Annotated in this window: 24 protein-coding genes; 19 read left to right on the top strand and 5 right to left on the bottom strand. The window is 71.7% G+C overall.

The genetic code is table 11. The features are described 5' to 3' along the window. Positions 1-18 precede the first annotated feature (18 nt). From E4V99_RS17305 to E4V99_RS17290, 4 genes are read left to right on the top strand one after another with little or no spacing between them, the layout of a single operon-like run. A complete protein-coding gene (locus E4V99_RS17305; RefSeq protein WP_135118029.1) occupies positions 19-1,077 on the top strand; it encodes a zinc-binding alcohol dehydrogenase in 1,059 nt (352 codons plus the stop codon). Next, positions 1,074-2,165, top strand: coding sequence for a Gfo/Idh/MocA family oxidoreductase (locus tag E4V99_RS17300; RefSeq protein ID WP_167758148.1), 1,092 nt, complete (start codon positions 1,074-1,076; stop codon positions 2,163-2,165). The genes E4V99_RS17305 and E4V99_RS17300 overlap by 4 nt, the downstream gene beginning before the upstream one ends. Beyond that, positions 2,162-3,460: a glycoside hydrolase family 36 protein gene (locus tag E4V99_RS17295; protein WP_135118027.1), complete on the top strand. Its 1,299-nt coding sequence runs from the start codon at positions 2,162-2,164 to the stop codon at positions 3,458-3,460. The genes E4V99_RS17300 and E4V99_RS17295 overlap by 4 nt, the downstream gene beginning before the upstream one ends. Next, a complete protein-coding gene (locus tag E4V99_RS17290) occupies positions 3,453-5,150 on the top strand; it encodes an alpha-amylase family glycosyl hydrolase (protein WP_135118026.1) in 1,698 nt (565 codons plus the stop codon). Before E4V99_RS17295 ends, E4V99_RS17290 begins: the two co-directional genes overlap by 8 nt. Positions 5,151-5,168: 18 nt before the next feature. Here E4V99_RS17290 and E4V99_RS17285 read toward each other — a convergent pair whose 3' ends face one another. The 3 genes from E4V99_RS17285 to E4V99_RS17275 form a co-directional block, all read right to left on the bottom strand. After that, complete coding sequence (locus E4V99_RS17285; RefSeq protein WP_135118025.1) at positions 5,169-6,818, bottom strand: DNA repair helicase XPB; 1,650 nt, start codon at positions 6,816-6,818, stop codon at positions 5,169-5,171. A 135-nt stretch (positions 6,819-6,953) separates the two neighbouring features. After that, a complete protein-coding gene (locus tag E4V99_RS17280; RefSeq protein WP_245233235.1) occupies positions 6,954-8,681 on the bottom strand; it encodes a helicase-associated domain-containing protein in 1,728 nt (575 codons plus the stop codon). A gap of 2 nt (positions 8,682-8,683) precedes the next feature. After that, positions 8,684-8,950 (bottom strand): multidrug ABC transporter ATPase, encoded by a 267-nt coding sequence (locus E4V99_RS17275; protein WP_135118023.1) that lies wholly within the window; start codon positions 8,948-8,950, stop codon positions 8,684-8,686. A gap of 116 nt (positions 8,951-9,066) precedes the next feature. Between E4V99_RS17275 and E4V99_RS17270 the strand changes: the two genes are divergently transcribed. Beyond that, on the top strand, positions 9,067-9,450 hold the full coding sequence (locus tag E4V99_RS17270; protein WP_135068087.1) for a cold shock domain-containing protein: 384 nt from the start codon (positions 9,067-9,069) through the stop codon (positions 9,448-9,450). Continuing rightward, positions 9,434-10,165 (top strand): DUF3027 domain-containing protein, encoded by a 732-nt coding sequence (locus E4V99_RS17265; RefSeq protein ID WP_135118022.1) that lies wholly within the window; start codon positions 9,434-9,436, stop codon positions 10,163-10,165. The genes E4V99_RS17270 and E4V99_RS17265 overlap by 17 nt, the downstream gene beginning before the upstream one ends. A 54-nt stretch (positions 10,166-10,219) precedes the next feature. Here E4V99_RS17265 and serC read toward each other — a convergent pair whose 3' ends face one another. Next, positions 10,220-11,332, bottom strand: a complete 1,113-nt coding sequence (serC, locus tag E4V99_RS17260; protein ID WP_135118021.1) for a phosphoserine transaminase — start codon at positions 11,330-11,332, stop codon at positions 10,220-10,222. Positions 11,333-11,436: 104 nt separating this feature from the next. On the opposite strand from serC, the gene E4V99_RS17255 reads away from it, so the two are divergent. From E4V99_RS17255 to E4V99_RS17205, 11 genes are all read left to right on the top strand, one after another. Then, on the top strand, positions 11,437-12,138 hold the full coding sequence (locus E4V99_RS17255) for a metal-dependent transcriptional regulator (protein ID WP_135068081.1): 702 nt from the start codon (positions 11,437-11,439) through the stop codon (positions 12,136-12,138). 286 nt (positions 12,139-12,424) lie between these two features. Then, a complete protein-coding gene (locus E4V99_RS17250) occupies positions 12,425-13,258 on the top strand; it encodes a M23 family metallopeptidase (protein WP_135068079.1) in 834 nt (277 codons plus the stop codon). Between the two features lie 319 nt (positions 13,259-13,577). Further along, on the top strand, positions 13,578-14,075 hold the full coding sequence (locus tag E4V99_RS17245) for an HNH endonuclease (RefSeq protein WP_135068078.1): 498 nt from the start codon (positions 13,578-13,580) through the stop codon (positions 14,073-14,075). Positions 14,076-14,173: 98 nt separating this feature from the next. Further along, a complete protein-coding gene (locus tag E4V99_RS17240) occupies positions 14,174-14,884 on the top strand; it encodes a hypothetical protein (RefSeq protein ID WP_240742894.1) in 711 nt (236 codons plus the stop codon). Next, entirely contained in the window at positions 14,885-16,474 is a 1,590-nt protein-coding gene (locus E4V99_RS17235; protein ID WP_135118020.1) for a DNA polymerase Y family protein, read from the top strand. An 81-nt stretch (positions 16,475-16,555) separates the two neighbouring features. Beyond that, complete coding sequence (locus E4V99_RS17230; protein ID WP_135068074.1) at positions 16,556-20,008, top strand: error-prone DNA polymerase; 3,453 nt, start codon at positions 16,556-16,558, stop codon at positions 20,006-20,008. 52 nt (positions 20,009-20,060) lie between these two features. After that, positions 20,061-20,879, top strand: coding sequence for a DUF2510 domain-containing protein (locus E4V99_RS17225; protein ID WP_135068072.1), 819 nt, complete (start codon positions 20,061-20,063; stop codon positions 20,877-20,879). A 17-nt stretch (positions 20,880-20,896) separates the two neighbouring features. After that, complete coding sequence (locus E4V99_RS17220; protein ID WP_135068070.1) at positions 20,897-21,259, top strand: UBP-type zinc finger domain-containing protein; 363 nt, start codon at positions 20,897-20,899, stop codon at positions 21,257-21,259. Between the two features lie 129 nt (positions 21,260-21,388). Further along, entirely contained in the window at positions 21,389-21,841 is a 453-nt protein-coding gene (locus E4V99_RS17215; protein ID WP_135068068.1) for an Hsp20/alpha crystallin family protein, read from the top strand. Between the two features lie 129 nt (positions 21,842-21,970). Further along, complete coding sequence (locus E4V99_RS17210) at positions 21,971-22,687, top strand: sulfite exporter TauE/SafE family protein (RefSeq protein ID WP_135071356.1); 717 nt, start codon at positions 21,971-21,973, stop codon at positions 22,685-22,687. 119 nt (positions 22,688-22,806) lie between these two features. Continuing rightward, positions 22,807-23,118 (top strand): hypothetical protein, encoded by a 312-nt coding sequence (locus E4V99_RS17205; RefSeq protein ID WP_135068066.1) that lies wholly within the window; start codon positions 22,807-22,809, stop codon positions 23,116-23,118. Between the two features lie 195 nt (positions 23,119-23,313). Here E4V99_RS17205 and E4V99_RS17200 read toward each other — a convergent pair whose 3' ends face one another. After that, positions 23,314-23,535 carry a hypothetical protein gene (locus tag E4V99_RS17200; protein ID WP_135118019.1) on the bottom strand — a complete coding sequence of 74 codons (222 nt, stop codon included), beginning with the start codon at positions 23,533-23,535 and terminating at the stop codon, positions 23,314-23,316. A 96-nt stretch (positions 23,536-23,631) separates the two neighbouring features. Between E4V99_RS17200 and E4V99_RS17195 the strand changes: the two genes are divergently transcribed. Continuing rightward, the gene (locus tag E4V99_RS17195; protein ID WP_135068062.1) at positions 23,632-23,835 is read left to right on the top strand and encodes a cold-shock protein; all 204 of its coding nucleotides are present in this window, start codon (positions 23,632-23,634) and stop codon (positions 23,833-23,835) included. 229 nt (positions 23,836-24,064) lie between these two features. Continuing rightward, positions 24,065-25,147, top strand: coding sequence for an acyl-CoA desaturase (locus tag E4V99_RS17190; RefSeq protein ID WP_240742893.1), 1,083 nt, complete (start codon positions 24,065-24,067; stop codon positions 25,145-25,147). Positions 25,148-25,189 lie beyond the last annotated feature (42 nt).

The following is a 25,189-nucleotide window of genomic DNA, read 5'->3' as shown; positions in this document are numbered from 1 at the left end:
GAAGGAAGGCGCAGCTCCGTGCCCCAGATCGTCCAATTCGCCGGCCCCGGCAGGGTCGAACTCGTCGAGATCGCCCCCGCGCCACTTGTGCCCGGCGGAGTGCGGGTGGCGACGTGGTATTCCGGCATCTCCGCCGGCACCGAGCTGACCGCCTACCGCGGCACCAACCCGTACCTCACCTCGATGTGGGATCCGGCGCGGCGCATCTTCGTCCCGGGGGAGCCGGGCTTCGCCTACCCGGTGCAGGGCTGGGGCTACTCGGAAGTGGGTGAGGTGGTGGAGGTCGCCGACGGTGTGGACGGCGTGGTCGTCGGCGACGTGGTCCACGGCATCTGGGGGCACCGCAGCGATGCCGTCCTGCCCGCCCCCGCTGTCGCCGGACGGGTGCTGCCGCCCGGCGCCGACGCGATCCTCGGCACGTTCGCCCGCGTGGGCGCGATCGCATTGAACGCGGTGCTCGCCGCCGACGTGCGGCTGGGTGAGACCGTCGCGATCTTCGGCCAGGGGGTGATCGGGCTGCTCGCGACGCGACTGGCGACCCTGGCCGGAGGGTCCGTGCTCGCCGCCGACACGCAGCCCGCGCGTCTGGCGATGGCCGAGCGCTTCGGTGCCGCCGTGGTGGTCGACGCGCGCGACCCGCGCGGCGCCGGGGCGGTCGTCCGCGAGCGCATGGCGGGCGGCGCGGACAGCGCCATCGAGCTCTCCGGCTCGGACCGCGCCCTGCACGAGGCGGTGCGATCCGTCGTCGCCGACGGCCTCGTGGCGGCGGCGGGCTTCTACCAGGGCGGTGCGGAGCATCTGCGTCTGGGGGAGGAGTTCCACCACAACCGCGTCCGCCTCGTGGCCAGCCAGATCGCGGGCGTCCCCGTCGGGCTCGGCGGCCGCTGGGACCAGGCGCGTCTCGTCCGCACCGTCATGCACCTGATCCTGTCCGGACGCGTGGATGCCGCGGCCCTCGTGACCGACGTCGTGGCGGCGGCCGAGGTGGCGACGGTGTTCGAGCGCCTGGACCGGGGCGATCCCGGCATCCTGCAGGCGATCCTCCGATTCGAGGCCGCCCCGGAGCGGGCGACGTGATCCCCGACTCCCGCCCGCACGTGCCGCCTGATCCGCCCGGGGTCGGTCTGATCGGCGCGGGCGCCATCGCGCGCAGCGCCCACCTCCCCGCCTACGCGCGCTGGGGGATCCCGGTGGTCGCGATCGCGTCGCGCACGCCGTCGTCGGCGCGGGCCCTGGCCGGGCAGTTCGGCATCGCCACCGTGCGCGATCGGGTGGAAGACCTCCTGGCCGACCCCGCCGTCGCCGTCGTCGACATCGCCACCGGCCCGCACGGACGCGTGGACCTCATCGCCGCGGCCGTGGCGGCCGGCAAGCACGTCCTCGCCCAGAAGCCCCTCGTCCTCGAGCCCCACGAGGCCGACCGGCTCGCGGAGGTGCTCGCGCTCGCCGCGGCCCGCGGCATCCGCGTGGCCGCGAACATGAACGCCCGCTGGGCGCCGCCGTGGCGCGTGGCGACGCTGCTCGCGCGCGCCGGCGAGATCGGGGATGTCGTCGGCGTCACCCACCTGCACGACAAGCCACTGCCGCCGCTGGCGGGCACCCCGTTCGACGACGTGCCGCACATGCTCGTGAACGACTACCTCGCGCACTGGATCGACATCTCGCGCTGCTGGCTGGAGGGCTCCCGCGTCGTGTCGGTCGCCGCCCACGACTCGCGCGTGCCGGGGCAGCCGGCGGATGCTGCGAACCCGTGGCAGGCCAGCATCCACATCGCCGTCTCCTCCGGGGCGACGGCAGCCATCCGCGTCGTCGGCGATGTGCGGACGGATTCGGGCGGGTGTCCGTTCTGGATCCACGGCACCGCGGGCACGATCCGCGGCAGCGTGCTGCGCGGCAGCGACTCCGTCGAGATCGAGCGCGACGGCGAGCGCGTGTCGATCGATGCGGAGGGTGAGTGGTTTCCCGACGGGTTCGCCGGGGCCATGGGCGAGCTGCTCACCGCCGTGGCCGAAGACCGGGAGCCGGAGAACTCCGCCGCCCACGTGCTCGTGTCGGCGCGGCTGGGGATGGCCGCTGCAGCATCGGCGGCGAACGGGGGCACGCCGGAGCGACCGGCCGGCCTCGAACTGACCCGTTCGGCCGTGCGAGGCGGGAGGGGCCGGTGATCGACGTCGACGAGGTCGCCGTCGGACCTGATGCGCGCGTCTATGGGGAGGGATGGCAGAGCTGGAGCCCGACCACGTGGTACCGCGCGGGCGAGGAGATCCATCGCCCGCAGGAGCGGTGGCAGCACCTCATGCGCTTCCGGCCGGGTGTCGCGCTCGCCGACGACGCGGTGCAGGGCGAGGGACTGCTCGTGGTGGATCCCGGCGACGGCTCGCCTGTGCGCACGTACGGCGTCACCGATGCCTCGACGGAGGTCCCCTCCATCCGCGCGCGGTGGCGGGACGGGCGGGTGACGGTGTCGGCCAGCGGCGCGGTCACATCCTGGACGACCTCGGCGGCACCCGGCGCCGATCCCGGAGATGAGGCGCTCCGCGCCTTCGGTGACCGGATGGGCCGAGCTGCCGGCGCGCGCGCGGGCGGGGAGCCCCCGCGCGTGTGGTGCAGCTGGTACCGGTACTTCGAGGACGTCACCGCCGCCGACGTGCAGGAGAACCTCCACGACCTGCGTGCGCGCGACCTTCCCGTCGACGTCGTGCAGATCGACGACGGCTGGAGCCGCGGCACGGGGGAGTGGACCGCGGAGAACGAGCGCTTCGGCTCGGTGGCGGATGCGGTCGCCCGGATCCGCGACGCTGGACGGCGGCCGGGCCTGTGGCTGGCCCCGTTCGTCGTCGGCGCGGCCTCGGCGGTCGCGCGGCAGCATCCGGAGTGGCTCGTCGGCGAAGCAGGGTACAACTGGGGCGACGATCTCGTCGGGCTCGACCTCACCCACCCCGGTGTGCGCGGGTACCTCACCGAGGTGTTCACGCGCGTGCGCGAGTGGGGAGTCGGCTACGTCAAGCTCGATTTCCTCTACGCCGGCGCGGTTCCCGGCGCGCGGTACGACCCCGACGCGACGCCTCTCGCGGCATACCGGGCGGGGCTGCAGCTGGTGCGGGAGGTGCTCGGCGAGGACGCGTACCTGCTGGGGTGCGGAGCGCCGCTGCTGCCGAGCGTCGGGCTCCTCGACGCGATGCGCATCGCGTCGGACACGTTCCACGAGGGCGGCGAGGACGGATCACAGGGCCTCCGCGGCCGCATGTCGCTCGAGGCGCGGACGTGGCAGGACGGGCGCCTGTGGACGACCGACCCGGACTGCCTCGTGGCCCGCCCCGGCTTCGCGCTGCGCGAGGAATGGGCCGCCGTCGTCCAGGCCGCCCCGGGGATCCGGGGGTTCTCCGACCGCATCGCGGAACTGGACGGACGCGGACTGCAGCTGGTGCGGGATCTGCTGGAAGGACCCGCGGATGCCTGAGCTGGATCGCCTGCGCGAGCGCATCGCGCCGCTGGTGGCGATGCTGTACCCCGGGCATGCCACCGCCGTGCTCGACGATCTCGTCCGCCTCGCGGCGCGGTGGGCGGAGCCCCTCGCGACGACAGGCCCCGCCCGGTGGGACGAGGGCACCGCCTACCTCATCACGTACGGCGGCTCGTTCCACCGCGAGGGCGAGGTGCCGTTGCAGACGCTCGCCGGTATCCTGCGCGCGCACGTGGGCGATGTCGTGACCGATGTGCACCTGCTGCCCATCTACCCCTGGACCTCCGACGACGGGTTCGGCGTCACCGATCACCGCCAGGTCGATCCGTCCCTGGGGACGTGGGACGACATCGCGCAGCTGCGTCAGGACTACGCGCTCGCCCTGGACTTCGTCGCCAACCACGTGTCCAGTTCGAGCACGTGGTTCCGCCGGTGGCTTGACCGTGACCCGCGTTACGCCGGCTACTTCCTCGAGCCGGGGCCGGACTTCGACGTGTCGCACGTGGTGCGCCCGCGCACGACACCGCTGCTGCACACCTACGAGCGCCCCGACGGCACACAGGTGCGCGCGTGGACGACGTTCGGCGACGACCAGGTCGACGTCGATCCGCGCACCCCGGCCGTGCTGCTGGATCTCACCGATGTCCTGCTGGGATACGTGTCGCGGGGCGCCACCACGGTGCGCCTGGACGCCATCGGCTACCTGTGGAAGGAGTCGGGCACCTCGTGCATCCACCTGCCGCAGACGCATGCCGTCATCCGCATATGGCGGGCGATCGTGGATGCGGTGGCCCCGGGCACGCGCCTGCTTACCGAGACCAACGTGCCGCACGCCGACAACATCACGTACTTCGGCGACGGCTCGGACGAGGCGCACATGGTGTACCAGTTCGCCCTCCCGCCGCTCGTCCTGCACGCCTTCGTCACCGGCCGGGCAGGCGCCTTGACCCGGTGGGCGAGCGGCATCGGCCCGGTGGGCCCGGCGGCGACGTGGTTCAACTTCCTCGCCAGCCATGACGGGATCGGGCTGCGCCCCACCGTGGGCCTCCTCTCCGACGCCGACCGCGACCTGCTCGTCGAGCGCACGCGTGCCCGCGGCGGCCGCGTGTCGATGGCGCGACGCCCCGACGGCACCGAGGGCGTGTACGAGCTCAACACGAACTTCCTCGACGCGCTCGTGGATCCCGCCGACCCCGACCCCGACGCCTCCGCGGTCGTGCGGGGGCTGGCCGCCCACGCCATCCTGCTGTCGGTGGTGGGCGTGCCCGCGGTGTACTACCACTCCCTCTTCGGCTCCGGTCAGGACGAGCAGGGCATGCAGCACAGCGGGATCGCCCGCCGGATCAACCGGCAGGTCCTCGACGCCGACCTGCTCGCGGCCGAACTGGCCGAGATCCCGCGCCGTGCGCGCATGCTCGCCGGCCTCCGGCACCTGCTGTCGGTGCGGCGCACGCAGCCGGGCTTCTCGCCGTTCGCGGATCAGACCGTCGAGGCGCTCGACGAGCGCGCCTTCGTCGTGCGCCGCGCCGCCGGGACGGTGCACGAGATCGTCGCGGCGATCAACGTGAGCGACGAGGTCGTGGAGCTGCCCTCCCTCGCCGGCACCGACGTGCTCACGGGCGAGACGGTCACCGCGCTGCGCCTGCCCCCGCACGGCTACGCGTGGCTCACGCCCCCGCCGGCCTAGCGCGGGCCCCGGCGCCGGTCAGGCGGCAGCGGTCAGCAGGTCGTCGGCATCCAGGATCGTGTAGGCGTAGCCCTGCTCGGCGAGGAAGCGCTGCCGGTTCTGCGCGAAGTCCTGGTCGACGGTGTCGCGGGAGATGAGCGTGTAGAAGCTCGCGGTGTTGCCCGACTGCTTCGGACGCAGGAGCCGCCCCAGCCGCTGGGCCTCCTCCTGCCGCGAGCCGAACGACCCCGAGACCTGGATGGCGACGGAGGCCTCCGGCAGGTCGACGGAGAAGTTGGCGACCTTCGACACCACCAGCAGCGAGATCGCGCCCTCGCGGAACGCCTGGAACAGCTCTTCGCGCTCGGGGATCGGGGTGGCCCCGGTGATCTGCGGAGCATCCAGCGACTGCGCCAGCACCTCGATCTGGTCGAGGTACTGCCCGATGACGAGGATCCGCTCGCCGGCGTGCCGGCGCACGAGTCCGCGCACCACCTCGATCTTCGCCGGGGCGGTCGCCGCCAGCCGGTAGCGCTCCTCGTCCGCGGCGGCGGCGTACTCGAGCCGGTCGCCGGCGGGCAGGTCCACGCGCACCTCGTAGCAGACGGCGGGGGAGATGAAGCCCTGGGCCTCGATCTCCTTCCACGGCGCGTCGAACCGCTTCGGGCCGATGAGGCTGAACACGTCGCCCTCGCGGCCGTCCTCGCGCACGAGCGTCGCCGTGAGCCCCAGGCGGCGGCGGGCCTGCAGATCGGCGGTGAGCTTGAACACGGGAGCGGGGAGGAGGTGCACCTCGTCGTAGACGATGAGGCCCCAGTCCAGCGCATCCAGCAGCGCCAGGTGCGCGTACTGCCCGCCGCGCTTGGCGGTGAGGATCTGGTAGGTCGCGATCGTGACCGGCTTGACCTCCTTGACCTGCCCGGAGTACTCCCCGATCTCCTCGGGGGTCAGCGACGTGCGGCGCAGCAGCTCGTCGCGCCACTGCCGCGCGCTGACGGTGTTGGTCACGAGGATGAGCGTCGTGGTCTTGGTGTCGGCCATCGCCCCGGCGCCCACGAGCGTCTTACCGGCGCCGCAGGGGAGCACGACCACGCCGGAACCGCCCTCGGAGAACGCGTCGACGGCCTGGCGCTGGTACGGACGCAGGTGCCAGCTGGACTCGTCCAGATCGATCGGATGCGGCGTTCCCGGCGTGTAGCCGGCGAGGTCTTCGGCGGGCCAGCCGATCTTCAGCAGCTCCTGCTTGATGTGGCCGCGGGCCCATGCGTCGATGACGTAGACGTCGGGGGCGGGGTGGCCGATCAGCAGCGGCGAGATGCGCTTGTTCCGGGCGACCTCGGTGAGCACGGCCGGGTCGGTGGAGCGAAGGACGAGGGCGCCCTCCTCATCGCGCTCGATGACGAGGCGGCCGTACCGGCCGACGGTCTCGCGGATGTCCAGCGACACCGACGCGGGCACGGGGAACCGCGACCAGCGGTCGAGGGTGACGAGCATGTCCTCGGCGTCGTGCCCGGCCGCGCGGGCGTTCCACAGCCCCAGGCGGGTGATGCGGTACGTGTGGATGTGCTCGGGGGCGCGCTCCAGCTCCGCGAACACCGCGAGCTCGTGGCGCGCGCTCTCCGCATCGGGATGCGCCACTTCCAGGAGCACCGTGCGGTCGCTCTGCACGATCAGGGGGCCGTCAACCATAACCGTCCATCTTACCGTCGCAACGCGCCCCGGCGGTCGCGCCCGCCGTCGCCGAGAGTGCATCGACTCGCCGAATCCGCACCGGATCCGGTGCACTTTCGCTGAGGCGATGCACTGTCGGGGGTGCGGGGTGGGTCATGTGACGGGGTGGACGCTCGCGATGCTGGACAGCGGCAGCGTGCGCTCCACGTCGGCGCCGCGGTCGCGTCCGCGCAGGCGCCCGCCACCCAGTCCCGTCGCCTCCAGGCGGAACGTGCGGCTGGAGCCGTCAGGGAGACGCACGACGACGTCGACGACGGAGCGGGCGCGGACGGCGGAGTCCAGTTCGCGCTCCAGCCACGCCGCATCCGCGTCTTCGGATTCGCTGCCGGCACGCACGCGAGCCAGGAGATCGGCGTACCGCTGCACGGCGGCGGGAGCCGTGGGCTCGGGCGCCAGCCGCGCGCGATCCAGGCGCCGCGGCATCCCGGCCTCGTCGACGGCCACGACGGGGTAGCGTGCGTCGGCGAGCGCCCAGAAGACGGTGTCCTCGCTCACACGGGACACGAGGGCGCCGCCGTGCCGGATGAGCCCGAGGGCGCGCAGCGCCTGATCGACGGCCACCGTCTCCAGCGCGGCGGGATCGTCGCTGGTCACGCGTGTGCGCCCCGCGATCGGGTCGCGCCCCACCCGCAGCAGGCCGTGGCGGTCGGCGGTGCGGGACAGGACGTACTCCAGCGGCTGAGGCACGCCGGTCAGCGACAGTTCGCTGAGGAAGGATCTGAGCGAATCGGCCGTCTCGCCGGCGGTGATCGCCGCGGCGATCGTGTCGGCGCTGAACCGGTAGCTCGAGGCCTGGGCATGCGATTCGCGCACCGCCATGCTGCGCAGCCGCACGTCCAGGTGCGGGGCCAGCGGACCGGGTGCGATCGCGGTGAGGTCGTTCTGCAGGTACACGCGGTCCACCTCGGGCGGCAGGAAGGCGCCCAGCGCCGCACCGTCGGCGGCGGCTCCGGCCGCCAGCGGCGCCGCCCAGGGCGGCTCGCCCCCGGCCGGGCTCAGCAGCCCCCACGCCACCGCGCGCGCACGCCACACGCCGGCGTGGCTGGGCCACGCGGTGTCGAACGGATAGGCGTCCGCCCACAGGGCGGCGGGGATCCATCCCCCCTCGGGGGTGCGCAGCCCGGACGGGAGGGCGTCTCGGAGCCGTTCGGCGGCGATCATCCACCGTTCCAGCGTCGGACTGCCCACCCACGAACGGCCGGCCGGGGTGACCAGCCAGGCCTTCTCCTCGGGATGCAGCAGGCCCGTGGCGGCGGCGAACCCCACGAGGAGATCGGCGGTGTCGCCGTCGGGGACGGCACCGGATTCGACGAGCTCGCGGCGGTCGCCCGCCCCGAGGGCGCCGTTGCCGATGCGCGTGAGCGGTGCGGTCAGTGCGCGCAGGAGGAGGTCGGCGAGGGATGCGGCGGAGGTGAACGCGCGCTCGGCGGCAGCGGCGTCCTCTTCCGCCGTCGTGGAGCGATCCGCCCGTCCCGCGCGTTCGACAGGTGCCTCGCGGTCGCGCACGGACACCGCCACCGCTGCGTACGGGTGCCCCTCGGCGTCGACGAGTGCCGAGGCCACCAGCTCGGCCCGGTCGCCGGCGAGCACCATTGTCCCCTCCGTGATCGCGCGCGTCAGCGCCCGCGCGGGGAAGAACGACAGGGCCGTGAGGCCTCGTGCGATCGAGGTGGGTTCGAGCAGCGCGGCGGCCACGTCGTACAGATCACGCCACGGCGCGGTCGGCGGTGCGTGCCGCACGGCCAGCAGTTCCGAGAGGGCCGCATCGTCCATCGCGGCCAGAGCAGTGGCCAGTGCGCGTTGGTCGGATGTCGGCGGCACGATCAATGATCCCGGTTGGCTCGGGCCCTTCGCACGAAACTCATGACCAGGACCGTCATCAGCATCACGAACGCGAGGATCGGGGCGATGTAGACCGTCACGCCGACCGTCGGCCATATCCCCGAGCCGAAATCGGCGCCGGAGGCGGACCCGATCATGATCGCCACGAAGCACGCGATCGACAGCACCAGCAGTCCCAGCGACATGAACGCCAGGACGCGGTCGATGCGACGGACGGGAAGGTCGTCGCTGTGCGGGCGCGTGCTCATCCGCACCAGCCTAGCGGTTCGCGCCGGTGCCGTAGTCTGGGAGGCGGCGACGCACCGGTCGCGATCCACCCCACGTCCGCGCGCCCGCGCGGACCCCCGTCTCAGCGAGGTTCTCGATGCCCACCGGCAAGGTCAGGTTCTACGACGAAGAGAAGGGTTTCGGCTTCATCACGGGCGATGACGGCCAGGACGTCTTCCTGCACGCGACTGCCCTCCCCGCCGGCGCCCCCGCACCCAAGGCCGGAACACGGCTGGAGTTCGGGGTCGCTGAAGGCAAACGAGGCCTGCAGGCGCTGTCGGTCCGCGTCCTCCAGGCGCCCCCCAGCGTGGCCAAGCGCGCCCGGAAGCCCGCCGACGACATGGCGGTGATCGTGGAGGATCTCGTCAAGCTCCTCGACGACATCGGCTCCGATCTCCGTCGCGGACGCTACCCCAGCGGTTCGCACGGCAAGAAGGTCGCCGCCGTGCTGCGCAAGGTCGCCGATGACCTCGATGCCTGAGCCGGTCGACGAGCGCCTCCTCGGCGCATCCGACCTCGCCCGCGCCGCCCTGCTGGAGGTGACCTCCGAGGCGTCGATCGGCGAGCCGGTGGGCTATCTCGATGAGGGCGACGGCGTCATCTCGCTGCGCTTCGCCAACCGCCTCGCCGGCTACCCGGGATGGTTCTGGACCGTGAGTGTCGCCCGTGTCGAGGACGCGGAGCCGACGGTGCTCGAGGTGGAGCTGCTCCCCGGTGACGACGCGCTCGTCGCGCCGGAATGGGTGCCGTGGGCGGTGCGCCTTGCCGAGTATCAGGCCACTGCGCGCGCCTCGGCCGAGTCGGGCGAGTCCGACCTCGACGAGCGGGACGACTCCGACGAGCTCGACGACGACGAGATCGACGAGGTTCTCGGTGACGATCTCGACGACGACGAGCTGGATGACGACGGGTCGCCGATCCTGCACGCGGGCGACCTGGACGGCGTCGACATCGACGAGCTGGACCCCGCCGCATCCGACGAGGACGACGACTCCGACGACGACGACTCGGACGACGACGACTCGGACGAGGACGACGACTCGGACGACGACGACGACGACGACTCGGACGAGGACGACGACTCGGACGAGGACGACGACTCGGACGACGACGACGACGACGACTCGGACGAGGACGACGACTCGGACGAGGACGACGACTCGGACGACGACGACGACTCGGACGACGAGGACTGAGCGCCGCCTGAGCGGCGCCTCAGTCCGCCCGCCCGCGCCAGGGGCGGGTGCGTGTCAGAGCCGTTCGATCGTGTAGTCGATGCAGCGGATCAGCTGGCGGATGTCGTCGGGGTCGATCGAGACGAACGTCGCGATGCGCAGCTGATTGCGGCCGAGCTTGCGGTACGGCTCGGTGTCGACGATTCCGTTGGATCGCAGGCTCGCGGCCACGGCCGCCGCATCCACCCGCTCATCGAAGTCCACCGTCACCACGACCGGCGAGCGGTCGGCGGGATCGGCGACGAAGGGGGTCGCCGCGGCGGATGCCTCGGCCCAGTCGTACAGCAGCTGCGACGACTCGCGCGTGCGGGCGCCGGCCCATGCCAGTCCGCCGTTGTCGAGGATCCATCCGAGCTGGTCGTCCAGGAGCAGGAGCGTCGCGAGCGCGGGGGTGTTGAGCGTCTGCTGCAGGCGGGAGTTGTCCAGCGCGTTCTTCAGGCTCAGGAACTCGGGGATGTACCGGCCGGATGCGGCGATCCGCTCGATGCGCTCGATGGCGGCGGGGGAGACGACGGCGAACCACAGGCCGCCGTCGGAGCCGAGGTTCTTCTGCGGGGCGAAGTAGTAGACGTCGGCCTCGCCGATCTCCAGGTCGATGCCGCCGGCGGCGCTCGTCCCGTCGATCACCGTGAGCGCACCGGCGTCGCCGGCGACCCGCACGACGGGGGCCGCCACGCCGGTGGAGGTCTCGTTGTGCGGCCACGCGTAGACGTCCACGCCTTCGACCGGCTCGGCGACCGTGCGCGTGCCCGGCTCCGCCCTGCGTACGTCGGGGGCCTGCAGCCACGGCGCCTTCGCGGCCGCGGCGAACTTGCCGCCGAACTCCCCGAAGACGAGGTTCTGAGCGCGCTGCTCGACCAGTCCGAAGGCCGCGGCATCCCAGAACGCGGTGGACCCGCCGTTTCCGACGATGACCTCGTAGCCGTCGGCAAGGCGGAACAGCTCGGCCAGGCGGGCGCGCACGCTGCCGACCAGGCCCTTCACGGCCGCCTGGCGGTGAGAGGTTCCCAGCAGGGTGGCGCCGCGGGTGACCAGCGCCTCCAACTGCGCTCCGCGGATCTTGGACGGCCCACATCCGAAGCGTCCGTCGGCGGGCAGCAGGTCGCGAGGCAGGTCCACGTGCGGCATGGCTCGATTGTAGGGCGGTCGCCGATGCCGCCTCGTCCGCCCGGGGCCGCCGTCCGCCGCGTTGGATAGGCTGGATGCTCCACCCGAGCGCCGAGGACACCCCCATGACCGATCTCATCGACACGACGGAGATGTACCTGCGCACGATCCTCGAACTCGAGGAGGAGAACATCGTCCCGCTGCGGGCACGGATCTCCGAACGCCTGGGTCACTCCGGCCCCACGGTGTCGCAGACGGTGGGACGCATGGAGCGCGACGGACTCGTCGTCGTCTCGGATGACCGCCGCCTCGAGCTCACCGCCGCCGGGCGCCAGAAGGCGGTCGACGTCATGCGCAAGCACCGCCTGGCAGAGCGTCTCCTCAGTGACGTGATCGGCCTCGACTGGGCATACGTACATGAAGAGGCATGCCGGTGGGAGCATGTCATGAGCGAGCAGGTGGAACGACGTCTGGTCGAGCTGCTCGGCCACCCCACCGAGTCGCCGTACGGCAACCCCATCCCGGGGCTCGATCAGCTCGGCGACGTCCCCGCGAACACGTTCGAGCAGGGGGTCGTGGGGCTGGTGCGCCGACTCACCGAGGCGGGGGAGCCCATCGAGGGCACCGTGCGCCGGCTCGCCGAGCCCGCCCAGGTCGATCCGGAGCTGCTCCAGCAGCTCAAGGCGGCCGGTGTCATGCCCGGCGCGCGCGGGGACTACCGCTTCAGCGAGGGGTACGTCCTGGTGCAGATGGAGGGCAGCGAGGAGGCACTCGAGCTGCCCGTCGAAGTGGCATCCCACATCTTCCTCGTCGACGACCGGCGCTGAGTTCCCACATCCGGATCTGCCGAGAGGTTTTCCACAGGGTTCCCCTGAACGTGACTTATTCGTTACCTTCCGGTAGCCTCGACCCCGTCCACAGGTGAGAAGCCCACCGTCGGACCCCGCGCAGGCTGCCTCATCGGTTCGTCGTCTGCGGAGGGCTGAACCCGCATATCGTGCCCAGACATCGAGTGCCGACGAACCAGTGCCTGACGGCGCGGAGGCGCCGGAGGAACTATTGGCTGAAGAGACCGAGCCGGTGGAATCTGCACCCGAGCAGAACATCACCGACATGACGCGCCGAACCCGAGCGCGCACATCACCCCGTGAGAAGACGCGCCCCGTCGCGCGCGCACCGCGCGCCGTCGAGCGACCTTCCGCGCCGGCGCGGGTGCGATCGGGCAAGACCACCCCGCTGCGCAGCGCCGCCATCCTGACCATGGTTGCCGGCCTGATCGCCACCGTCGCGCTCCCCGCCTACGCGGCGTGGCAGCCGGAGGAGGAGCCTCAGACCCTCCAGCAGATGTCCGCCGATGACGCCCAGACGCTCGTGGTCGCATCCGACGTGTCGGGAATGCAGCTCGAGCGCAGCTCGTACGCGGCGACCACGGCCGAGGAGATCGAGAAGAAGAAGGCCGCCGAAGCCGCCGCAGAGCGTGCCCGCGCCCGCGCCGCCGCGACTCCGGTGACGACGCTCTCGTCGGTCGACCTGTCCATGACCGCGCCCGGTTCGGGCGAAGTGCGCTGGCCGCTGTCGGGTTACCGGCTCGGCCGCGGGCTGGGCGACTCCGGCTACCACCAGGGCGTCGACCTGCTGGCCGGATGCGGCACGCCGCTGTTCGCCGCCGCCGGCGGTGTCGTGCGCGTGTCCCAGGAGAGCTTCGGCGGTTACGGCGTGGCGGTCACGATCGACCACGTCATCAACGGCCAGCGCGTGAGCACCCTGTACGGCCACATGACCTACGGCAGCCGTGTCGTGCAGTCGGGCCAGACGGTCGCCCCCGGTCAGCTCATCGGAGTGGTCGGCTCGACCGGCAGCTCCACCGCGTGCCACCTGCACTTCGAGGTGCACGTCAACGGCTCCGTCGTCGATCCGTACGGCTGGCTGCAGGTCAACGCGAGCTGACGCTCCTGGGTGGATCACCGCCGCCCGACACGCCGCAGCGCGTTTGCCCGCAGCCGATCCCGCCTTCCGCCCCGTGGGTTACCCTGTCAGCGACGCTGAGAGAAAGCGGAGGTCGCCGATGGGCAGCACACCTCGCATCCGCACCACGGATGCGCTCGGCCTGCTCGTCCTTCGGCATCATGGAATCGGATGCCGCGGCCCCGCCGTGACATCGTGGCGCTGTCTGTGAAGACAGCGCCTTTTTCATGCCCTCGCACCCCTTGATCCGTCGCACGTCGAATATCCGAGAATCCGTCCCGGCCATTCGAGAGGAAGCGGAATGCGCACACTGGTGCTCAATGCGGGCTACGAGCCGCTCGCGGTCGTGTCGTTCAAGCGGGCGCTGGTGCTCGTCATGAACGACAAGGCCACCGTCATCGAACGGGTCGAGGGTGATCCGGTCTGGGGGGCGATGAACAGCTACGACCGTCCCGCCGTCATCCTGCTCACCCGGTACGTGCGCGTGCCGGGCGCGCGACGGGTGCCGGTGACGCGCCGGGGCGTCCTGCGTCGCGACGCGCACCGGTGCGGCTACTGCGGCAAGGCGGCGTCCACGATCGACCACATCCTGCCCCGCTCGCGCGGCGGCGCGGACTCGTGGGAGAACCTCGTGGCCTGCTGCCTGCGCTGCAACAACCTCAAGGGCGACCGCACGCCGCAGGAGATGTCGTGGGAGCTGCGCATGATCCCCGGCCCGCCGCGGGGGATGCAGTGGACGGTGCGCGGCACCGATCGCGCCGATCCGCGCTGGGAGCCCTACCTGGCCCTGGCCGCCTGAACCTCGACGCCTCCGGATGTCGGGGGCCGTTCGTATCTTCGAACCACGGGATTGAGACCCTAGAACAGATGTTCTAGCCTGTGGGAGTGAGGGCGATCGTGCGGACCGAGGCGGAGGCGCTGCGTGACGTGAGCGAGCTGCGTGCGCAGCTCGAGCGGATGCAGGGCCGTCGCCTCGACGCCCCCGTTCTGCCGACGCACCCCGCCTTCGCCGGCCTTCTCCCCGGCGGCGGGCTGCGCCCCGGATCCGCCTACGCCCTCGCGTCCTCGACCGCCCTGCTGCTGGCGCTGATGGCCCGGCCCTCGCAGGACGGCGCCTGGTGTGCGGCGGTGGGCATGCCCGACCTGGGCGCCGAGGCCGCCGAGCGGTACGGGCTCGACCTCGACCGGCTCGTGTTCGTGCCCGAGCCCGGTCCGCGGTGGCTGGCGATCACCGCGACGATCGCCGAAGTGATGCCCGTGGTCGCCGTGCGTCCGCCGGCGCGCGTGACCGAAAGCGCGGTGTCTCGTCTGGCGGCCCGCCTGCGCGACCGCGGGACGGTGCTGCTCGTGCAGGGGCCGTGGCCGCAGGCGGAGGCGGCGATCGACGTCGCCGATCCGCGCTGGGCGGGGCTGGGCGCCGGGCACGGGTATCTCGCCGGACGCGAACTGACCGTGTCGGTGACGAGCCGCCGGTCGCCGACGGCGCGCAGGGCGCGGATGCTGCTGCCCGCCGCCGACGGCACCGTGTCGCTTCTCGGGCCGGCCGCCGCCGCGCGGCCCCGCCTGGAGGCGGTGCCGGAGCTGTCCGAGGTGAGGGCGGTGGGCTGAGTGCTGTCACCCGTGCGCAGTCTCGTGCTGTGGTTCCCCGACTGGCCGGTGACCGCACTCCTTCTGGACGGCGCCGCGCTCGACCCCGGCGCTCCCGTCGCGGTGTTCGAGAACAACGTCGTGGTGGCGTGCTCGGATGCGGCGAGGGCCGCGGGCGTACGACGTGGCCAGCGCCGGCGAGACGCACAAGCGGCCTGTCCGGGGCTGAGCGTCGTCCCGGCCGATCCTGTGCGTGATGCGCGTGCCTTCGCGCCTCTGGTCGCCCGGATCGAAGAACTCGCCCCGGGCGTGCAGATCGTGCGTCCCGGGCTGTGCGCCCTGCGGGCGCGCGGGCCCGCCCGCTACTACGGGGGAGAGGCGGAGGCGGCGCGCACCCTCGTGACCGCGCTTCGAGGAGGCGGTGTGGCGGCCGTGTGCGCGGGGATCGCCGACGGGCTGTTCACCGCCCAGCTGGCCGCCCGAGCCGCCCGCCCCGACGATCCCGTACTGGTCGTGCCGGCGGGGGAGGCGGCGGAATTCCTCGCGCCGCTGTCGGTGGCCGTGCTCGATGCCTCCACCGGGTTCCCGGCGGGGTCGCCGGGACGCTCGGGTTCCCGCGAGGCCGGTCTCCCCGAGCTGCTCGCGCGGCTGGGCGTGCATACTCTCGGTGCCTTCGCGGCGATGGGCGTCGACCGCGTGCGCGAACGGTTCGGCGAGCAGGGGGTGCGGCTGCACGCGCTCGCGGGCGGACGCGACTCCCGCCCGATCGAGCCGCGCACCCCGCCACCTGAGCTGCACCGTGAGGTGGTCTTCGAGCCGCCTCTGGAGCTGGCCGACCAGATCGCCTTCGGCATGCGCATCGCCGCCGACGAGTTCGTCTCGGCGCTGGGCGAGCGACGGCTGGTGTGCACGGAGTTGCGCGTCGAGCTCACCGGAGACCGCGGGGAGCGCAGCGAACGGGTGTGGCTGCATCCGGGATCCTTCGATGCGGCAGCCGTCGTCGACCGGGTGCGATGGCAGCTCGCCGAAGACGCCCAGAGCATCCTGGGCAGCGGCGTCGCACGCGTGCGGATCTCGCCCGAGGCCGTGGACGAGGCCTCCCATCACGTGATCGGACTGTTCGGCTCGGGCCCCGAGGAACGGGTGCACCATGCCCTCTCGCGCGTGCAGGCGATGCTCGGTCACCGGGGCGTGCTCACCCCGGCGATCGGCGGCGGTCGCTGGCTGGTCGAGCGGCAGGTGCTCGTGCCGTGGGGTGACCGGGCGATCGTGGCGAAGGAACGTGCGCGCCCGTGGCCGGGAAGCCTGCCCGATCCGCTGCCGACCACCGTCTACCCCGAGCCGCGAACGGTGGAGGTCACCGACGTCGCGGGGGCGACGGTGGTGGTGGGGGAGCGGGAGGTTCTGAGCGCCCCGCCGGCCTTCCTCGCCGCGGGGGCGCGGCGCAGCCGCATCCGCTCATGGGCGGGGCCGTGGCCGATCCGCGAGCGGGGGTGGGATGCGGCGCGCCGTCGTCGCGCGCACCGTTTCCAGGTGGTCGACGACGACGGAACGGCGTGGCTGCTGGTGGAGGAGGACGGCGCGTGGACCGCGGAGGGGCGCTATGACTGACCCTCGCTCCGCCCGCCGCCCCTCCGCGTCGCCGGCACCCCCGGGGCCGGCGCCGGCGAGGCCGCACGGAGAGGGGAGCTGATGGGCTTCCATAACCCGCCCGTGCCGTGGTCGGAGATCGAGCGCACCCTCAGCGACCGGCGCCGACCGCGCCCCGTTCCCGCCGGCGCCGACGGCGGCGACAGCCCCGCGTGGTCGCACAAGCGCGGGCCCTATGTCCCCCCGGCCATCGACCGTCCCGCCGATACGGTGCCGTACGCGGAGCTGCACGCGCACTCGTCGTACTCGTTCCTCGACGGCGCCTCCTCGCCCGAGGAACTGGCCGAGGAGGCCGAGCGGCTGGGGCTGCACGCCCTCGCGGTCACCGACCACGACGGCTTCTACGGCATCGTCCGCTTCGCCGAGGCGGCCGAGGCGCTGCAGCTGGGCACGGTGTTCGGCGCCGAGCTGTCGCTGGAGCTCCCAGGGCCGCAGAACGGCGAACCCGATCCGGTCGGATCGCACCTGCTCGTCCTGGCCCGCGGGGAGGAGGGGTACCACCGTCTGGCGGCGGCGATCACGGCCGCCCAGCTGCGGGGCGCGGAGAAGGGCCGGCCGGTGTACGACCTCGACGAGCTCGCCGAGCGTTCCGGCGGTCCGCGCGATCCGCACTGGGCGGTGCTCACCGGATGCCGCAAGGGCACCGTCCGCCGCGCGCTCGCCGAGGGCGGGGCGGATGCAGCGGCCGCGGAGCTCGACCGGCTCGTCGGGCTCTTCGGCCAGGAGGCGGTGCATGTGGAGCTGATGGATCACGGCAACCCGCTCGATTCCCGCCAGAACGACGTGCTCGCCGCCCTCGCCGCCGAGCGGAGGCTTCCGGTGCTGGCCACCAACAACGTGCACTACGCCGCGCCCGAACGGGAGCTCCTCGCCGCGGCGGTCGCCGCCGTCCGCGCCAACCGCGGCCTGGACGAGATCGACGGATGGCTGCCCGCCCACGCCGGCGCGCACCTGCGCTCGGGCGCGGAGATGGCCCGCCGCTTCGCGCGCTACCCCGGCGCGGTGTCGCGCACCGTGACGCTCGCCGACGAGCTGGCCTTCCCCCTGCGGCGGGCCAAGCCCGCGCTGCCGAAGCAGCAGGTTCCCGAGGGGCACACGCCCATGACGTGGCTGCGGCACCTGGTGTGGGAGGCGGTGCCGCGCAAGTACCCCGATCTGACGCCGAAGGACCGCGACCGCATCGAGCGCGAGCTCGCGGTGATCGAGATGAAGGACTTCCCCGGCTACTTCCTCATCGTGCACGGCATCGTGCAGGAGGCTCGGCGCCGCGGCATCCTGTGCCAGGGCCGTGGGTCGGCGGCCAACAGTGCGGTGTGCTTCCTGCTCGATATCACCGCGGTCGACTCGATCGCCTACGACCTGCCCTTCGAGCGGTTCCTCTCCAGCCTTCGCGACGAGGAGCCCGACATCGACGTGGACTTCGACTCCGACCGCCGGGAGGAGATCATCCAGTGGGTGTACCGCGAATACGGCCGCGACCGCGCCGCGCAGGTGGCCAACGTCATCCAATACCGCCCGAAGAACGCCGTGCGCGACATGGCCAAGGCCCTCGGGCATTCGCCGGGGCAGCAGGACGCGTGGTCCAAGCAGGTCGAGCGCTGGGGGGCGGCGCTGGACACCGGCGCCGACCACGACATCCCCGATCAGGTGCTCGCGTACGCCACCGAGCTGCTCAAGGCGCCGCGGCACCTGGGGATCCACTCCGGCGGGATGGTGCTCACCGACCGTCCCGTGGGGGAGGTCGTGCCCATCGAGCATGCGCGCATGGAGGACCGCACGGTCATCCAGTGGGACAAGGACGACGCCGCCTGGATGGGGCTGGTGAAGTTCGACCTTCTGGGCCTGGGGATGCTGGCCGCGCTGCAGTACTGCTTCGACCTCATCCGCGACGCCACGGGGGAGGAGTGGGAACTCGCGACGATCCCCAAGGAGGAGAAGGCCGTCTACGACATGCTGTGCCGCGCCGATTCGATCGGGGTCTTCCAGGTCGAGTCCCGCGCGCAGATGGGACTGCTCCCGCGCCTGCAGCCGCGGCGGTTCTACGACCTCGTCGTGCAGATCGCGCTCGTGCGGCCCGGGCCGATCCAGGGCGGTGCGGTGCATCCGTTCGTCCGGCGCAAGCTCGGGCAGGAGAAGGTGACCTACGCCCACGAGAAGCTCCGCCCGGTGCTCGAGCGGACCATGGGCGTGCCGGTGTTCCAGGAGCAGCTCATGCAGATGGCCGTGGCGGTGGGGGACTGCACGGCCGAGGACGCCGATCTCCTGCGCCGGGCGATGGGGTCCAAGCGCGGCGTGGAGCGGATCGAGAAGCTCCGCGAGAAGCTGTACGCCGGCATGGCCCGAAACGGCCTGACCGGCGAGGTGGCCGACAGCATCTACGACAAGATCCAGGCGTTCGCGAACTTCGGCTTCGCCGAATCCCACTCCCTCTCCTTCGCGCTGCTGGTGTACGCCAGCTCGTGGATCAAGCTGCACTACCCCGCGGCGTTCCTGGCGGGACTGCTGCGCGCCCAGCCGATGGGGTTCTACTCACCGGCGACCCTCAGCGCCGACGCCCGCCGGCACGGCGTCGAGGTGCGCCGCCCCGATCTGCTGCGCTCGGGAGTCGAAGCCCTCCTCGAACCGCACGCGGATTCCGAGGGGATCCCGGGAACCGAGGATGCTGCGGATCGATCCCCTCGTTTTCCGCCGACGGGGCGGCAGGCGTGCGCCGAGCGAGTGCAGCCGCCGGTGGGCGATTTCGACCCCACCGAGCCGGACGAGTCGGAGGCGCACCGCCGGGACGGGCGGTTCGCCGTGCGCCTCGGGCTGGCCGCCGTCACCGGGATCGGCACGAAGGCGGCCGAGCGCATCGTGGCCGAGCGGGAGGCGTCGGGTCCGTACCGCGATCTGCGCGACCTGGTGCGCCGCACCGGACTCACCGCCGCGCAGCTGGAGGCCCTCGCCACCGCGGGTGCCTTCGAGTGCCTCGGCATCACGCGCCGGGAGGCGATCTGGAGCGCCGGTTCGGCCGCACAGGATCGCGCCGAGTACCTGCCCGAGTCGATGGTGTCGGTGCAGCCGCCCCTGTTCCCCGACCCCACCAGCTACGAGGTGCTCGCCGCCGACCTGTGGGCGACCGGCATCTCGCCGGGCGATCATCCGCTTGCGCATTACCGCTCCCAGCTCGACGCGCGCGGAGTGCTCACCTCGCGCGAGCTGCGCACGCACGAGAACGGCCGCCGGGTCGAGGTCGCCGGGCTCGTGACCCACCGGCAGCGACCGGCGACGGCATCGGGCATCACGTTCCTCAACCTCGAGGACGAGCACGGGCTGGTCAACGTGATCTGCTCGGTCGGCGTGTGGGACCGTCACCGACGCATCGTGCGGGAGTCGCCGGCCCTCATCGTCCGCGGGATCCTGGAGCGCTCGGTGGAGGGGGTGACGAACCTCGTCGCCGATCGATTCGATGACCTGAGGGTGGGCGTGGCGCACTCATCCCGTGATTTCCGCTGAGTTCGGCGACCCCTAGACTCGACCCGAACACGGGCACTTCGGAAGGATCGACATGACCGACGCACAGCAGTTCCCCCCGGGCTGGTACGCCGACCCCGACAACCCCTCCGTTCACCGCTGGTGGAACGGCACGGCGTGGACCGAAGCGCGCCAGCCCGCGAACCCGGCGCCTGCCGCCGCCCCGGCCCAGCCTGCCGCCCCGGCCCAGCCCGCCAATCCGGCGCCCGCGGCTCCGACCAACAGTGCCCAGGCCAACGCCGCGTACCCGCCGTACCAGCAGCAGGCGCCTGCCGCCTACTCCTCGGCGCCCGCCGCTTACCCGTCCTACCCGTCGGCGGCGCCCGCCGCCCCCGCGCCGGTGCGACGCGACATCCCGACCGACACGCCGTGGATCTGGCTGATCGTGTTCCTGCCGCTGGTGGGCGTCGTGCCGGTGTTCTTCTTGGACTGGAACGGTCTCCTGCGAGCCGCTGCGCTCGACCCCAGCGGTTCCGCGTCGGCGGAGTGGGTGGCATCGTTCGCCGGCGCGAGCCTGCTGCTGACACTCCTGGGTTACGCCGTCATCGCCGCGCAGATCGTCTTCGCCTACCTCGACTGGCGCGCGCTGCGTGCGCGCGGGATCGACAAGCCGTTCCACTGGGCGTGGATCTTCTTCGCCCTGGTGATCAGCAACGGCGTGTACGTCATCGGCCGCGGCGTCGTGCTGCGCCGTCAGACCGGTAAGGGCCTGGGCCCGGTGTGGGCCTGGATCGCCGTGTCGGTGGGAGGCCTGATCCTCGGTGTGGTCTTCGCCGCTTACCTCCTCAACGAGCTGTTCGCCCTCGCCGCCGTCTACGACAGCAGCATCGGCGGCAGCCCGCTCGCCCCGTAACACCCCCGGGAGCAGGGATGACTCCGGCTCAGATCGACCCCACCGCCCCGCCCTCGTCGGCGGGATGCATCGACTGCGACGCCCACGGGGGGTGGTGGGTGCATCTGCGCCGCTGTGCGGCGTGCGGGCATGTCGGATGCTGCGACGACTCCCTGTCGCGGCATGCCACCGCCCACTGGCACAGCACGGGTCACCGGTACATCCAGAGCTTCGAGCCCGGCGAGGACTGGTGGTGGGACTACCAGGAGGAGGCGATGGTCGACGGACCGGATCTGGCGGCCCCGACCAGCAGGCCCGAGTCCCAGCCCTCGCCCGGCCCGGAGGGCCGGGTTCCGCCCGACTGGCGCCGCCAGCTCGCCGCCCGTGCGGCTGGTCGCTGACCCCGGAACCCTCTCGGAGACGTCTTGGCACTCGACCCTGCCGAGTGCTAATCTGATCGCACTTGAGCCGACCAGGCTCAACTTGGACACACCGCCGGCCTGACCGGCACGCGCAGAGAAGGAGGAACCATGGCGAGCACCGACCCTTTCCGTGACTTCGACCGACTCGCGTCGGCCCTGTTCGACACCCGTCGCGGTCCGCGGCGGATGCCGATGGACCTGTACCGAGATGGCGATCACTACGTTCTGACCGCCGACCTGCCCGGTGTGGATCCGGGCTCCGTCGACATCGATGTGGACGGCCAGCTGCTCACGATCCGCGCCGAGCGCACGCTCGCCTCGGGCGAGGGCGTCAAGTGGATCACCCGTGAGCGGGAGGCGGCCACCTTCGTGCGTCAGCTGAACCTCGGTCAGGGCATCGACACCGATCGCATCAGCGCGTCGTACAGCAACGGCGTGCTGTCGGTGATGATCCCCGTGAGCGAGCGCGCCAAGCCGCGCCGCATCGAGGTGTCCACCGAGGCCGGTGACGCCACGATCCGCGCACACGAGTCGGACGCACCGCAGCCGATCGAGCAGTAAGGCGATCATGCGCGGGGGCGGGCCGTCGGGCTCGCCCCCTTCCGCGTGTCCGAGCCGCGGCGTCACGGGGCATAGCCTGGGACGGTGACCGGTGCCGTCGCCCTCGACGATCTCACGATCGTCTCGTGGATGCTACTGGCGCTGGGCGCCGTCGTGGTCGGGCTGTCGAAGACCGCGCTCCCAGGCGCCGGCACGCTCGCCGTCGCCCTGTTCGCCGCCGTCCTCCCCGCCCGCGAATCGACGGCCACCCTCCTGCTGCTGCTCATCGTGGGGGACATGTTCGCCCTGTGGACGTACCGTCGGCACGCGGAATGGCGCATGCTGGTGCGGCTCATTCCCGCCGTGCTCGCGGGCATCCTCCTCGGCGTGGTCTTCCTCGCCGTCGCCGATGACGTCGGGGTGCGGCGCGTCATCGGCGTCCTGCTCCTGCTCGTGGTGGCGGTGACCCTGTGGCGACGGTACGCGGCAGCGCGCGGCGGACGGGAGCCCAGCGGCGGGTGGCCCGCGGCGGCCGTCTACGGCACCCTCGGCGGGTTCACCACCATGGTCGCCAACGCCGCCGGCCCGGTCATGTCGATGTACTTCCTGGCGGCCCGCTTCCCCGTCAAGGCGTTCCTGGGCACCGCCGCATGGTTCTTCGCGGTCGTCAATATCGGCAAGGTGCCCTTCGCCGCCGCGCTCGGGCTGTTCTCGGTCGACAGCCTGTGGATCGACCTGTGGCTGCTTCCCGCCGTGATCGTGGGAGCGCTGGCCGGCCGGGTGCTGGCCCGGCGTCTGCGGCAGGAGGTCTTCGAGCGGCTCGTGATCGTGCTCACCGTGGTGGGAGCGCTCTACCTCTTGTGGTGAGCTTTGTCTAGCGCGGGCCCGCCGCGGGGTCAAGGGCTAGGTCTGTGCGAGCATCTTGATGAACATGGATCGATCGTGAACGCGCAACCCGAGCGCGCTCGACATGCGAGGGAGAGCAGATGTTCGACATCTTCGTCACGGGCGCCCGCCTGGCCACCAGTGACGACGTCGCCGAGGCGTTGTTGGAGTATGTCCGGGTGCTCGCCGACCAGGGGCGCACCGAACTCGTTTCGTTCCCGGCGTTGCTGGACGGTCAACCCGCGCAGGCGTGGCTGACCCTGGGCGCCGGCATGCCGCTGGCCGCGGTGCGATCCGAACCTCAGCTGCCCCTGTCGCTGGAGGGTGAGGAGCTCGCGGCGTGGAGCATCCGCCGCCGTGCTGCCGTGCTCGCCGGGACCACCGCCGGATTCGACTGGGACGAGCACAACTGACGTCATCCGTCCGAGAACGCGACTTTTCGGCCGCACTGCTGTAGTGTTCAAGAACGGCGCGCATACGAGCACGCCGGCTGTCCGGTTGGAATGTCCAAAGACGGGCAACGCCCGACCGGGCAAACCCCCGCACTCCGTGACGATCATTGCCGAACCGGACTGCACGAACTGAATCGACTTCTTCACATCTCTTCTTCACTTCTCTCCACCGCCGTACCCCCCGCTCTGCTGACGTGGCTCAAGGCCGATCTCGACGTGTATGTCGCGCACTCGCGCGACGAGTACGCCGGGCACGTCACGGTCGATGCCGCCGGATTCTCCGCGCACGACGCCGTAGGGGTACGCCTGGGAATGTTCGCGGACCTCTCCGCAGCGCAGCACGCGCTCGAGACCGCCTCCGGCTACGACTGTGGCCACCCCCATCTCGGGCGACGTCGCCCCATATCTCCGCGATGTGTTCGTCGCGGTCATCGGGGTCGCCGTCGCGGCCCCTCTTCAAGAAAGAGAGATCCGATGGCATTCGGAACTGTTAAGTGGTTCAACTCTGAAAAGGGCTACGGCTTCATCGCACCCGAGGACGGCTCGCCCGACGTGTTCGCGCACTACAGCGCGATCGAGGGTGGCGGCTTCCGCTCGCTCGAAGAGGCACAGCGCGTCGAGTTCGACGTCGAGCGTGGCCCGAAGGGCCCCCAGGCCTCGAGCATCCGCCTCGTGTGACCCGAAGGATGTGGCGGGCGAAAGCCCGCCGCATCCTTTTTCTATACCCTGCCCCGCCTGTGGACTCTCTGTGGATCCGCAAGTTGACACACGGGGCACTGCCGTCCCAAGTATGGTCGGCAACAGCGGGTCGTTCATTTCGCTTCCCGCACCGTCTCAGCTGGGACTCCCGGGTCTTGCTGTACAACCAAGGAGTCTCTTGACCACTCTGTCCCCCGTCGCGGCCACCATGGGTCCGGTCCGGCAGACGTACGCCACCCGTGAGTCATTCCCGCCCGTTGCGAAGGCCTACACCCAGGTCTCGCAGGTGGTGAAAGAGATGGGGCTGCTCCGACGTGCCCAGTGGTTCTACGCCCTGGTCGCCGGTGCACTCCTCGTCGCTCTGGCCGGTCTCATCACCGGCTTCATCCTGCTGGGCGACAGCTGGTTCCAGCTCCTGATCGCCGCCGGACTCGGCATCGTCTTCACGCAGATCGCGTTCCTCGCTCACGAGGCCGCGCACCGCGTCATCCTCTCCTCCGGTCCGGCCAACGACCGCCTCTCCCGCTTCATCGGCCCTGCCCTCGTGGGTATGAGCTACTCCTGGTGGGACTCCAAGCACAGCCGTCACCACGCCAACCCCAACCGGGTGGGCAAAGACCCCGACATCGAGATCGACACCATCTCCTTCGTCGAGGACGACGCCCGCAAGGCGCGCGGCGTGGTCCGCTTCATCACCCAGCGTCAGGGATGGCTGTTCTTCCCGCTGCTGACCATGGAGGGCTGGAACCTCCACTTCCTCGGCATCAAGTACCTCGTCACCACGCGTGAGCCCATCAAGGGCCGCTGGCTCGAGCTGTCCCTGATCCTCCTGCGCCTGGCCGCGGTCATCGTGCCCGTCTTCCTCTTCCTGCCGCTGGGCATGGCCTTCGCCTTCATCTTCGTGCAGATGGCCGTCTTCGGTGTCTACATGGGTGCGTCCTTCGCCCCGAACCACAAGGGCATGCCGGTCATCGCACCGGACGCCCGCCTCGACTTCTTCACCAAGCAGGTGCGCACCTCCCGCAACGTGCGCGGCGGCTGGTGGGCGACCGCCCTCATGGGCGGCCTGAACTACCAGGTCGAGCACCACCTGTTCCCGAGCATGGCCCGGCCCTACCTCTCGCGGGCCCGCGTGGTCGTGCGCGAGGCGTGCGAGAACCTGAACGTGCCGTACACCGAGACGAGCCTCATCGAGTCGTACGCCATCGTCATCCGTTACCTCAACGAGGTGGGACTGGCCGCGCGCGACCCGTTCGACTGCCCCACCCGTCAGCAGATACGCGGCATGTGACACACCGCCTTCCGATGCCCCCGTCCGCCTTGCGCGGACGGG

The organism is Microbacterium sp. dk485, assembly GCF_004570445.1.
GTDB lineage: Bacteria > Actinomycetota > Actinomycetes > Actinomycetales > Microbacteriaceae > Microbacterium > Microbacterium wangchenii.
This window is presented reverse-complemented; position numbering and strand designations above follow the sequence as displayed.